Source organism: Treponema sp. OMZ 906 (assembly GCF_024181185.1).
In the GTDB taxonomy this organism is placed as follows: Bacteria; Spirochaetota; Spirochaetia; order Treponematales; family Treponemataceae; genus Treponema.
Genome location: NZ_CP051196.1, coordinates 2,657,046 through 2,670,140 on the forward strand (window position 1 = coordinate 2,657,046; position 13,095 = coordinate 2,670,140).

The following is a 13,095-nucleotide window of genomic DNA, read 5'->3' on the forward strand; positions in this document are numbered from 1 at the left end:
ATATGAATAATTCACTGTATCCTAGTTGTCAGAACTGCCTTTATTTTGTCTACTGAAATTATTGATCATATCCGACTGTTTTTGCAAATTCCGTAAAGCCCCATCCATATTCCCATATTTTTGCCGTAACTCCAGCTCTTTTTTTTCAAGCGCCTTGTCGTACCGTGCAATTTTATCCTTACTCGTTTTAATTTGAGCTGCCAGTCCATTTGCCCGGGTAGAAAAAATTCCACCCCGCTGAACGTATGGATCTATCTGTTTAAACACCTGAAACGCAACACCATCATCAATTAGCACATCATTATCGGTATCATATCCGAAAAGGTAACGGACATCTTCCATCGAATCTTTTAAGGCTTCATCAAGTTTCTTTTCATCGATTTCCAAATATCCGCGAAGCCGCGCTTCGTTAAGGCCTGAGCTTACGTCAGACTTTGTCGATATGCCGATCTGAGATAACGTCCTTATCGGGGTATCGGCGTTCTTTCGATAGACATTTGCAACAATCTGGCGTAGATTATTCTTTAAAGAAGACAGCGTCGTATCTCCGAAAAGAGCACCAAGGTTTTCTTTCGCCGTTTTGCGTTCGTCATCAGTAAAATATTCGATCTCGTCGATAACGTTCTGCTGATTACTCGTTACGATATTGATTTCCGCCAAAAGCCGATTGTACTTTGCAACAAATTCAATGATGGCGTTCTTTGCTGCTTCCATGTCGGGTTTAATACTGATACTTTCTTTTTTATCCGTTTTATCCTCAAGCTTTAATGTTACGCCCGGAATAAGATCGTCAATCTTATTTGTACTCCGTTTTACAGGAATACCTTCAAACGTAAGCACTGCTTCTTGCGCCTGTGAAACGGGATTAACCGGTATGTATTCACCGGTCGCTTTAGGGTCATATACTTTGATCTGAGCTATCGATACGGTCTTATCGGTGTTGTTATTGTGCACGGCGATGCCGGTAATATCGCCGTATTCGCTCAGGGGGATACTGAAGGTTTGAAGTTCGGTCGTATCAGCCAATGCAGGTAACGGAATAAGCGTTCCACGCGGTGAAACTAAAGACAGCACACCGTAGTCTTCCACAGGTGCAGTAGGTTTTGTATTAAGTCCGAGCGTTTCAGACGCAATACCTGAATCACTCGGCGCATTGGTTACGGTTACCCCCTTATACGACACGGAACCAACTTGCCCGTAAATAGCTTCTTCGCTTGAGAGAGGAGTGGCCCCGGATGCGGAAAGCGGAGCGGCCGCCTCAGCGTCGCTTTGCAAAGATACAGTGTATTCCAACACATAGTGTTGCGAACTGCGTACCGGGTTTGAAAACGCAATACGTTCCGTTGTTTGGGCGGGGATTACCGCCTCCGTTTTTTCGGCGTCAACGGCAGGACGGTCATTTTTTTTTATCAGCCCGGTTTCAAGCGCAAAGGATAGTGCGTCATCGGAAAATTCCAGTTTATTAGCTTCCCCTGTCAGCTGTGATTCAAAAAGTAGCGAAATGGCACTGGGCGAAGTCTTTATTTCCGAAATCCTGATAATATCTTTCCCTTTTTTATTAACAGCATCGATAAAACTCCGGTATTTTCCACCTTGCCAATTTAGTGAAAATTTTTTTTCACCGACGGTAAAGGTGTATACACCTTTTGGAACTTGAAAGTCTTTCGATACCTCTTGTGATAAAAAAGAATCCGCTTGTGCAATTTGATTGATGGATATTTTAAAAGTTTGTTCGCGGGCATCTCGCGATGCGGTTGCCGTTATTGCCCGTTCATTAGAAGAAGTAACAGTCTTTTCTATAAAAGGATTATTAAATGAATAGAGCTCCCGCGTTTTTTCACGAATTTCGGTAGAAAACTGGTTTATCTTTCGCCAAATAGCATTTTGCTGTTCGTATTTTTTTAAATCTTCAGCAGCTGAATCGCGCGGGGCACGCTCTTTTTTCATCAGCGTTTCAATGAGATTATCATATTTACCGGCTCCTATGCCGGGAATATTCATATCGGACACTTCAACCCCTTTACCGTTAAGCCGGATAAACCTTTTCCATTACATTTTCGGCTGTAATAGCTATAATCTTTACGAAGTCAAATTAGTTACGTGATCTGCAAAATAAATTTACGGATTCCAACCGTTTGAAGATTTTTAGATAAAAAAAAGGAAGAAGAAGGGCGCGGCTTCTTCTTCCTTTTAAATCATGGGGAAAAGAGATAACATCCAGAAATCTCTTTTACTCAAACCTTCACTGTTGATTTAGGTTTGCGTATTCTCTCCCAATTCTCCTGAGCGCTATTGAAGGAGGCGGATAACCGATTGGGGTTGTGTGTTCGCCTGTGCAAGCATTGCCGTACCTGACTGCATCAAGATCTGATTCTTGGTGTACTCAACGATCTGCTTTGCCATATCAGCATCGCGGATACGTGATTCAGCAGCCTGCAGGTTTTCAGCAGCAATTGCAACACCATTGTATGCAAGTTCAAAACGGTTCTGGTATGCACCGAGGTCTGCTCTCTGCTTGTTAATCTGCTTCAATGCATTGTCGATAGTACCGATTGCCATATTAGCACCTTCTACAGAGGAGATGGTGATCATATCGCCTTCGCCGCCCTGCATACCGCCGGTAAGACCGAGAGCCAAAGCTGTCATCGTACCAACAAAGAGCTTTTCAGACTGATCCATGTTTGCACCGACATGCAACTGCAACTGATTGTCAGCAGCCTCTCTTGCGAAGCGTCCGGTAAGCAGGTTCATACCATTAAACTGAGCATGGCTTGCAATGCGGTCTACTTCATCCACAAGTTGAGAAACTTCAACCTGAATTTGCATGCGGTCTTCTGCGGAGTAAATACCGTTAGCAGCCTGAACTGCTAACTCGCGTAAGCGCTGCATGATATCGGTGGTTTCAGCTAAATACCCTTCTGTTGCTTGGATAAAGGAAACACCGTTCTGTATGTTCTGGCCTGCTTGATTTAAACCGCGGATCTGGCTTCTCATTTTTTCGGAAACTGCAAGACCGGAAGCATCATCACCTGCGCGGTTAATGCGCATACCGCTGGAAAGCTTTTCTATGTCTTTTACGATTCTGGTTTCGACGATGCCTGTGTTGCGCTGTGAATACATAGCGCTCATGTTGTGGTTAATAATCATATAACCCTCCTTGAAGTCTACATCCGGCATCCATGCCGGGAATGGTCACTGTATAAAAACGTCACGGAAATTGGTTGCGCCTTTCCTCTCTGTTTTTTACACAGTATTATTGGCTTTCGATGTACCAACCGAAGACCAATAATACTGCTATACAGGGCTTCTTAAGGGTGTTTTTCAAAGATCATGTTAACGGGACACCGGAAGTATCCCGCCGGTTCTCGTTATTACGTTAGCTAGTATACTCCCTTGTCGAAAAAAAGACAAGAGAGTTACAGCCAAAATTAACGCAATAATGAGAGTACAAGCTGGGTATTGGAATTCGCCTGCGCCAACATTGCCGTACCGGACTGGTTGAGTATTTGATTTCTCGTATACTCGACCATCTGCTTTGCCATATCGGCATCGCGGATGCGTGATTCGGATGCTTGCAAATTCTCTGCAGCAATGTCTATTCCGACAACGGCCATTTCCAGTCTGTTCTGGTATGCGCCGAGGTCTGCCCGCTGCTTGTTGATTTTCTTTAACGCCTCATCGATTGTACCGATGCTGTGGTTCGCATCCTCCGCAGTTTCGATGGTCATCGTACGGTTATCGCTCAAATCGCGTACGCCGAGGGCATGCGCAGTCATGGTACCGATGTACACGCGGATACGCTGATCCATGTTAGCCCCGATATGGAACCACATCGAGCCTGTTACGGCATTTTCTCCGCCCTCACGCGCAAAGCGTCCGGTCAGCATATTCATGCCGTTAAATTGAGCGGAACTCGCAATGCGATCGACTTCGGCAACAAGCTGAGAAACTTCGACCTGAATTTGCATACGGTCTTCCGCAGAATAGATACCGTTTGATGCCTGTACCGCGAGTTCGCGGATACGCTGCATAATGTCGGTCGTTTCCTGTAGATACGCTTCGGCAACTTGAATAAAGCTGATTCCGTTCGATGCGTTTGCCGAAGCTTGGTTTAAACCTCGGATTTGAGCGCGCATTTTTTCGGAAACCGCAAGTCCGGAAGCATCATCGCCTGCGCGATTGATGCGCATACCGCTGGACAGCTTTTCGATGTCCTTACCGATACGTACATCGGTAACACCCAATGTACGCTGTGCAAACATTGCACTCATGTTGTGGTTGATAACCATAGCATTTCCTCCATGAAATGTGGTGTTGAAAAGCATCCGTGCTTTTCAGGAAAAATAGAGAATCTCTAAAAACCTTACCCGGTTTTTAGAGATTCCGAATAGAATATCTCCATATCTTTTATCGGCGGTATAAGCTGAAAACTTTAGTCTTTGTACAAATTTTTTTTAATTTAGTGAAATCAACAACCCCGACGCAGAGCGTTCGTGGAACAACCGCCATCCGTGGCAGAAAAGATACGTTGATCATTTATTCCAGCGTAGCGACAAGGCAAAGGCATCGCATATTTTCAAAAGTCCTTGTTTATCACCCTATTAGCATATATACTACTATCAAATATATTAAAGAAACGAAGCTTCTGTAGTTTTCTGCACGAGGCTTTAATGTTGGGAGGTTTTATGATTCACAAACGTTTTATGCATCTATCAATTGCATTATTGTTCAGCCTTTCCGTGCTGATGTCATGCGCTACTACGGGCGGCGCACGTGCGCAAGAACCGGTCTATGAGCCGCTGCAAGGAACCGTTTCGTCGGTTGACAAGTACGGCAATCTTACAACGGACATTACCGAAGCTGCATTAAAAGAAAAAGGCTACGAGCTCGGCGATGTATTGCTTGCAAAACTTGGTGACAAGACCGTAACGGCTCCCTTTGTTGCAACTTACAGCGACGTTAACAGAGGAGATTACCTGATTAGGATTTCACATGGATTCACTGCTATCGCAATGAGCTACGATAACTGCAGCGGCAAAACCGGCGCAGTCGAGGGAACTCCGGTAACGCTGGCACTTTCCCAAAAAGGTGCATATTTACAGGAATATGAGATGCGCCACTTGGTTAAATCCGAGAAACGTGAAGATTATGCTTCCGACGCAATATTCGCAAACTTCCGTGCCGTTCAAGCGGGTTCCATTGCAGCCAATCGGCTGTACAGAGGATGCAATCCGGTACTCGGCGATGCCCGCGCTCCGTATGCCGCTAAGCTCGTCGAAGAGGCAAAAATCGTAACCGTTATCAATCTTGCAGACAGTGCCGAAAGTATGGCGCCCCATCTTGCTGCAGCGCCTTACTATGAGCGGTTGGTAAAAAACGGACAGGTTATCACTCTTAATATGGGAATTGACTTTAGCGACCCTGCATTTATCGCGAAGCTAAAGGATGGACTGATCTTTATGGGACAGCACAAGGGGCCGTTCTATGTCCATTGCAATGAAGGAAAAGACCGCGCAGGTATGGTTGCCGCTGTTCTGGAAGCCTTGATGGGCGCCACAGTGCAGCAGGTCGCCGACGACTATATGCTGTCATACATGAATTACTTTAACGTCAAGAAAACCGATGCGCGGTATCCGGTTATTGCGAAGATTATCACCGATATGTTCGTAAAGATGAACGGCGGCAAAGCTGTTACCGATGCTAATTTAAAAGCCGTTGCGGAAACCTATCTGACTAAGACCGTTGGGCTGACTGCCCAGCAAATCAGCGCACTCAAACAAAAACTACAATAATGAATTAAAGAATAAGGAATTCCTATGGATACCGGCGATTTAAATACCAATGAACACATTCACCCAGCAGAAGGACACGATATGCCGCCCGCTCCGGACATCGATATGGAAACAAGTCCGGACGCTACGGTAAGCGGTACTGTCGAAATACCGCCTGATACGCAGACCATTGAAAACGCTGATACGGCAGAGCGGCAGACGGCGGCACAGGACACCGATACGATACATGCCCCTCCGCATCCGCCCACGAAAAAAAAGCGGAAGAAAAGCGGATTTTTCAAAAAAGCCGGTATCTTCCTCCTTGTCCTTATTTTGATTATTCTCATTCCGCTTGCAGGGTTAATCGGATATTCATTGATAAACCGGACGAATCCTGCGCGGCATATTGCCGACGGATATTATGCTGCGGTTACTATTCGCTCTGCAAGCGATACGCTGCAAAAAGGACTGTACCTCAGCGCCGTCGATTCGCTTCTTTCTTCTCCCGAAACGGCAGCTTTACAGGGGAATCTCCGTGCATTGCGGTCTAACACAACGCTCCAATCCGACTGGTTTAAGCGGCTGTTGAACGTTCCTATTAATATCGCTGTTTATGAGGGCGATAATGCAGCGCTTGTTGCGGATATCGGCGTCCGTTCCGCTGCGGTTCAGCTGCTGCCTCTTATTACCGCCGTAAAACCGGAACTGCTTGACTCAGTGCCAAACCTTTCGAAAACTGAATTTAACATAAACGGCGATACGCAAAAAGGCTTTCTTTTTGAGCTAACTAAAGATCAGACACTATACGTCTGTCTTTATAAAAATCTTATTGTCGCCGCAACCTCGAAAGACTTGCTCTATTCCTGTTTAGCCGAAAACTCCGAAGCAAGCGGTAAACGACTGACTGCACTGCTGCGTGCCCCAAACCGCGGAGCAGTCAGCGTATATGCGGAACCGTCGTATTTTCTTTCCGGTATTGCTGCAAAGCGAGATATCGTCGGGAATATGGTACGCGAACTTGCATTCCCCGAACCGGCGGCACTCGACGTCAACTTTGATGAAAACACGGTTTCTTTTCATAGCATCATCAATTGGATTTCGGAACAAAGCGAAGTAAGTACGATACTGCAACGTCGCTCGACACTACCGGCTATTCTATCCCGCCTGCCGGAGGGAACAGCCTATTTAACACTACTCAATCTCGGCGATCCTCAATTCCTCTACGAAAATACCAAAGCTTTTTTTCCTCCGGAGCTTACAAAGACATTCAATTCAACGAATAAAAATAGTAAGTTCTTTTTTAACAAAGATTTGAACCAGCTTGTTTTTGAATGGGTGGGCAGTGAAATCGGCGTATTCGCTCATCGGGATTCTCAAACACCTGTTTTCTTCCTTTCATTAAAAGATGAGGCAAAGTGCCGCCATCTGCTGGAAGATCTGTTTAATACGATATTCATCGATCGCAGTACCGCTGCAGTGGTTGATGACAACCGTATCCCGCGTATTGTATTCCCCTCGTGGCTGTTGGGACTGCTGCGTGCTTTCCACATCGACTTGCCGGAACCATTTTATATGATACAAGATGGTTATTTATATCTCTCTAATAGTGCAGAAGCACTCGGTATGTGCAAAAAGGAAACCGACACAGGTAAACTCTTGGTAAAAACCGATGAATGGAAGAAAATTGCAAAGGCCGTTTCCGCCGAAACGTCTTTTTTAGTATACTATTCTCTGGATCGGAGTATCCCGTTCTTCTTGGAACAAAATACACTGCTTAAAACCGCCTTTAAGAATTACGGTAAAGGCATATTATCGCTTCGTTTTGCGGCCGGACGTCAAGTCCATTTGGATTTCTATACGCAAAAAACCGATGCACGTAAATTGGAAGAAATTCCTTCCTTCCCGCGTTCTCTTTCACAGCGACCGGAAACCGATATTATCTGTGCAAAGACTGCGGACAATATTCCCTACGTCTTTTGGACAAACAGCTCAAATGTGCAGAGTATGAATCTTTTAAATGGCAGCGAATCAACACTTTCACTTGATGGAAAGGCGGGAATTGCCGCCGAAATAAAACACTCAAAGCTTCAATCACTGTGGGCGGTTTCGGCTCGCGGTTCTATCTATCGGACAAACGAAAACTTGGAACCCTTTGCAGGCTATCCCGTATTGACGGCAGAAAAACTCCTTCCTAACCCGGTTGCTTTTAACGGCAGCATAGCGGTACCGCTTTCTTCCGACTCGGCACTACTCCTTGCCAGTACAACCGATAATTGGTCTACTTCCGACACAATGAATGCAAAACTGCGGGCTGCCCCTGTTATATTTAAAGACGGTATTGCAGCGCTTCCGCGCTCGTTTGAAAGCAGTTTGTACCTGTTCAATAAAGAAGGAAAAATCGTTGAAGGGTATCCCATTGAACTTGAAGGGATCTTTGCTGCAGCGCCGGTATTCTTTGAAGAAACAAAAGGAAACTATGCCGCTGCTTTTGTAAGTGAAGACGGTCGGTTTTCTATCCGCAGCTTGTCGAAGGATTATGCGGAGACCGCTTCGTGTGATCTTAATACCGTGTGTAAGGCGGATTTGGCGTATTCTGCATCGTTGCGAGCGTTCTTTGTCGTTTCGCAAGACGGACATCTGTTTAAATTCAACACTGAAGGCGCGATAACGGACTCGTTACCGTTAAAGACAGGTACTGCGGATGATTACCGTATCACATTGCTCGATGTAACCGGTGACGGAAAAGATGAGATATTTATTTCGGGAGGAGGAAACGCTCTTTACGGATATACCTCCGGATTGGCTCCGCTGGACGGCTTTCCGCTCGCCGGTACGGGCACCCCATATTTACTCGACATTGATGGAGATTCGATTCCTGAACTGATTACGCATGGTATCGATTCAAAAGTCCATGCATATCGAGGCGCGGCACTCAGGTAAAGCCAATTTGCATATAACAAGGCATTCCTAAAATTCAGCGGGCAGCTCTAAAAACTCGGGTAGATTTTTAGAACTGTCCGTTTATTTTATAACTGGTTTCTTAAATCACTTGCCGGTTTATCTTTTTTTTTGTATTTTACTATCATATCTTTTTGAACGTTTACGAGTTTTTTGACACAGTGAGCGTTCTATCGTTAAAAACTACAGTACGTAGCATAATTTCAGTTATAATGATGAAGGAGTTCATAAGATGGCAAAACAACTGCTGTTTAATGAAGAAGCACGGAAAAAGCTGCTTTCCGGTGTTGAACAAATTTCAAGTGCGGTAAAAGTTACATTAGGCCCCAAAGGTCGCAATGTCTTACTCGATAAGAGTTTCGGCGCTCCGACCGTTACCAAAGACGGTGTTTCGGTTGCCCGTGAAGTTGAATTGGAAGATCCGTTTGAGAATATGGGAGCGCAGCTCTTAAAAGAAGTTGCCACAAAAACCAACGATGTTGCCGGTGACGGAACCACAACCGCGACTGTTTTGGCTTATTCTATGGTACGCGAAGGCTTAAAAGCCGTTGCCGCCGGTATGACCCCGCTTGAATTAAAGCGCGGTATGGATAAGGCTGTCGCAATCGCCGTAGACGACATTCAGAAAAACGCAAAAGAAATTAAGGGTTCCGAAGAAGTTGCTCATGTTGCTTCCGTTTCCGCGAACAACGATCAGGAAATCGGTAAAATCCTTGCCGATGCCATTGCCCGCGTAGGAAAAGACGGCGTTATCGATGTTGGTGAAGCGCAGACGATGGAAACCGTTACCGAATATGTTGAAGGTATGCAGTTTGACCGCGGCTATATTTCTTCCTATTTCGTAACCGACCGTGACCGCATGGAGACCGTGTACGACAATCCGTATATTTTAATTCACGACAAGACCATTTCTACGATGAAAGACCTGCTACCTTTGTTGGAAAAAGTTGCACAGTCCGGCCGCCCGCTTTTGATTATCGCTGAAGATGTTGAAGGCGAAGCATTGGCAACCTTAGTTGTAAACAGCCTCCGCGGCGCCTTAAAGACCTGTGCGGTAAAGGCTCCCGGTTTCGGCGACCGCCGCAAGGAAATGCTCGAAGATATCGCTATTTTGACCGGCGGACAGGTTATCTCCGAAGAATTGGGCTTAAAGCTGGAGACAGCCGATATCAGCCAACTCGGTCAGGCCAAGAGCGTTAAAATCGATAAAGAGAACACCACTATTATCGACGGTGCAGGTGAGAAAAAGCACATCAACGATCGCGTTGCCCAGATTAAGAAGCAAATTGAAAATTCTTCTTCCGAATACGACACCGAAAAGCTCAAGGAGCGCCTTGCAAAACTTGCAGGCGGTGTTGCGGTTATTAAGATCGGCGCCGTTACCGAAGTTGAGATGAAGGAAAAGAAGCACCGCGTAGAGGATGCCTTGAATGCAACCCGTGCCGCTATCGAAGAAGGTATTGTACCGGGCGGCGGTCTTGCGTTGATTCAGGCTGCGGACGCGCTCAACAAGGCTGATCTTTCCAAGCTGACCGAAGATGAAAAAATCGGCTTTAAGATTGTAAAACGTGCACTTGAAGAGCCAATCCGCCAGATTGCGGAAAATGCCGGTGTCGACGGTGCTGTCGTTGCAGAAAAAGCAAAAGAGAAGCGTGGTATCGGCTTTGACGCTGCAAAAATGGAATGGGTAGATATGATGAAGGTCGGAATTATCGACCCTGCCAAGGTAACCCGCTCTGCATTGCAAAACGCAGCTTCCATTGCGAGCCTCCTGCTGACCACCGAGTGTGCTATCACTAACCTCCCTGAAAAGCACGCTCCGGCGGCTCCCGCTCCCGACATGGGCGGTATGGGCGGAATGTATTAATCAGCACCCCCGACGCAGCGTGTAGACGAAGAGCGTAGACGAACATCATCGGGGGATTAAACTCTCCGCACACATCAATTCTGTGCATAACACAAAGGCTTACGTACGAAAGTGCGTAAGCCTTTTTTTTTATTTCTATAAATTAAAATATCGGCCATCCGTAACCAATGTTACCGATCGGCATGACGCCTTACGATACAATGACTCCAGAGTATGGGATTAAAGTCGAGATTGTTGTAGACGGTCTGTAAAAAGCCGAAATTACAGAAGCTTACCTTTAATCCGTGTCATTCAGAATTTCACACAAGGAGTTATGTATGGATTCGATGTTTTGTTTTCAATGTCAGGAGACGTTTAAGAATACCGGCTGTATAAAAGTCGGTGTTTGCGGAAAGAATCCCGTTGTCGCAGGACTACAGGATTTCCTTATCTGGGCAACAAAGAAACTCTCCATTGTTACCACCTCTATGCGCGAGCATGGGATGAAGGTGACAAAAGAGGTGAACCACCTTGTAACTACTAATCTCTTTGTTACAATTACCAATGCTAACTTTGATCCCGATGCGATTGAGAAAAAGAATACGCTTACCCTCGAAACAATTGCAGCTTTGCGAAAAGAAGCAAAACTTGAAGCGGACGCCGAAATCGATGCTCTTATCGGTGCCGATACCTCTGCACGGCTTGCAAAGGCGTTGACAATCGGCATTTTACAAACCAAGGATGAAGATAAGCGGGCTCTTAAAGAGTTGATTATCTACGGGCTTAAAGGACTTTGTGCGTATATGAAGCACGCCAATATCCTAAAGCATGAGAATGAAGAAGTCGATGTGTTTATCCAAAAAACGCTTTCCGTATTAATCGACGAAGCGCTTTCCGTTGATGAGTTGGTTGCGCTCACACTGAAAACGGGAGAATTCGGTGTAGAGGGAATGGCTTTACTGGACAGTGCCAATAGCGGAACCTACGGCAACCCCGAAATGACGGAGGTTTCTATCGGGGTACGGAAGAATCCCGGTATATTGGTTTCCGGTCATGATCTGCGCGATATTGAAATGCTCCTTGAGCAAACCGAAGGCCAAGACGTAGACGTTTATACACATTCCGAAATGCTTCCCGCGCATTATTATCCCAAGCTCAAAAAGTACAAGCATCTGGCAGGAAACTACGGCGGTTCATGGGCACGCCAAACTTCCGACTTTGCGAGTTTTAACGGCCCCATCCTAATGACAACCAACTGTATCATTCCGACGAAAGCCTCCTACGTAACAAGAATGTACACGACAAATGCGGCAGGACATCCCGGCTGTGTACATATCGAAGCCGATAAGGACGGACACAAGGATTTCTCCGCTATTATTGCACAAGCGAAAACGTGTCCGCCGCCTCAAGAAATAGAAACAGGGAAAATCATTGGCGGTTTTGCCCATGCACAAGTGTTTGCCCTCGCCGATAAAGTTGTCGAAGCGGTGAAGAGCGGTGCTATTAAAAAATTTATCGTTATGGGCGGCTGCGACGGACGGCAGGGAGCGCGGTCATATTATACCGACTTCGCGAAAGCCCTTCCGAAAGATACGGTTATTTTAACGGCGGGTTGCGCTAAGTATCGCTATAACAAGCTTAATCTCGGCGATATAAACGGTATACCGCGTGTATTGGATGCAGGACAGTGTAACGACAGCTACTCACTCGCGCTCATTGCCTTAAAGCTTAAGGAGATTTTCGGATTGAACGATATCAACGATTTACCGATTATCTTCAATATCGCGTGGTATGAACAAAAGGCCGTTATTGTTCTTTTAGCGCTTTTATCCCTCGGGGTAAAAAATATCCACCTCGGTCCGACGCTCCCGGGCTTCCTATCAAAAAATGTAGCGGGAGTCTTGGTTAGCAAGTTTGGCCTTGCGGGAATTACTTCTGTGGACGAAGACCTCAAACGCTTTTTTGCATAATACAAAGGCTTACACTAAAAACGGTGTAAGCCTTTTTTTATGTATGCATTGGTTAGTTGACCGTTTATCGTAACTGTGTTACAGTAGTTTATCTACGTGATCGTTGTTTCTGTTAATGATAGAGCCGAAAGTTCAGCTTACATAATCAAATAAAGGTCTCATAGAAATTGTTTCCGTATGGATTCAATATTTAGTACCGCAAAAGGTAAAAGGATTTGAGTATGGCTCAGAAAATCTATGTAGGAAATTTAAACTACGCAACCACGGAAGAAGGTTTGTCAACCTTGTTTGGAACTTACGGCGAAGTCGTTTCGGCAGTCGTAATTAAAGACAAGTTCACCAACCGTTCAAAGGGTTTCGGATTTGTTGAAATGGCTGATGAAGGAGCAGCGCAGAATGCTATCGCAGAATTAAACGAAAAGGAATTCGAAGGGCGTCGTCTCCGCGTTAATGTTGCTCAGGAGAAACCCCGCCGTACCTATCCCTAATCGATTTATATACAGGATAGAAAGTATCTCTAATTAGAGATTTCTTAATTGCTGCCGATACA

At 45.6% G+C, this 13,095-nt stretch carries 8 protein-coding genes; 5 read left to right on the plus strand and 3 right to left on the minus strand.

From position 1 onward, the window contains the following. Positions 1 to 21: 21 nt before the first annotated feature. The 3 genes from fliD to E4N69_RS12020 all read right to left on the minus strand — a co-directional run bounded on the left by fliD (position 22) and on the right by E4N69_RS12020 (position 4,289). Positions 22 to 2,001 carry a flagellar filament capping protein FliD gene (gene fliD, locus E4N69_RS12010; RefSeq protein WP_253823975.1) on the minus strand — a complete coding sequence of 660 codons (1,980 nt, stop codon included), beginning with the start codon at positions 1,999 to 2,001 and terminating at the stop codon, positions 22 to 24. A gap of 288 nt (positions 2,002 to 2,289) precedes the next feature. Next, positions 2,290 to 3,147 carry a flagellin N-terminal helical domain-containing protein gene (locus tag E4N69_RS12015; protein WP_162664541.1) on the minus strand — a complete coding sequence of 286 codons (858 nt, stop codon included), beginning with the start codon at positions 3,145 to 3,147 and terminating at the stop codon, positions 2,290 to 2,292. Between the two features lie 281 nt (positions 3,148 to 3,428). Continuing rightward, on the minus strand, positions 3,429 to 4,289 hold the full coding sequence (locus E4N69_RS12020; RefSeq protein ID WP_162664542.1) for a flagellin N-terminal helical domain-containing protein: 861 nt from the start codon (positions 4,287 to 4,289) through the stop codon (positions 3,429 to 3,431). Between the two features lie 396 nt (positions 4,290 to 4,685). Between E4N69_RS12020 and E4N69_RS12025 the strand changes: the two genes are divergently transcribed. From E4N69_RS12025 to E4N69_RS12045, 5 genes are all read left to right on the plus strand, one after another. After that, positions 4,686 to 5,792 (plus strand): tyrosine-protein phosphatase, encoded by a 1,107-nt coding sequence (locus E4N69_RS12025; protein WP_253714612.1) that lies wholly within the window; start codon positions 4,686 to 4,688, stop codon positions 5,790 to 5,792. 24 nt (positions 5,793 to 5,816) lie between these two features. Beyond that, positions 5,817 to 8,711, plus strand: a complete 2,895-nt coding sequence (locus E4N69_RS12030; RefSeq protein ID WP_253823976.1) for a VCBS repeat-containing protein — start codon at positions 5,817 to 5,819, stop codon at positions 8,709 to 8,711. 250 nt (positions 8,712 to 8,961) lie between these two features. Next, positions 8,962 to 10,596 (plus strand): chaperonin GroEL, encoded by a 1,635-nt coding sequence (gene groL, locus E4N69_RS12035; RefSeq protein ID WP_162664545.1) that lies wholly within the window; start codon positions 8,962 to 8,964, stop codon positions 10,594 to 10,596. A gap of 317 nt (positions 10,597 to 10,913) precedes the next feature. After that, positions 10,914 to 12,545 carry a hydroxylamine reductase gene (gene hcp, locus E4N69_RS12040; protein ID WP_253823977.1) on the plus strand — a complete coding sequence of 544 codons (1,632 nt, stop codon included), beginning with the start codon at positions 10,914 to 10,916 and terminating at the stop codon, positions 12,543 to 12,545. A 221-nt stretch (positions 12,546 to 12,766) separates the two neighbouring features. Next, positions 12,767 to 13,033: an RNA-binding regulator gene (locus E4N69_RS12045; protein ID WP_253823978.1), complete on the plus strand. Its 267-nt coding sequence runs from the start codon at positions 12,767 to 12,769 to the stop codon at positions 13,031 to 13,033. The last annotated feature ends 62 nt before the right edge of the window (positions 13,034 to 13,095 follow it).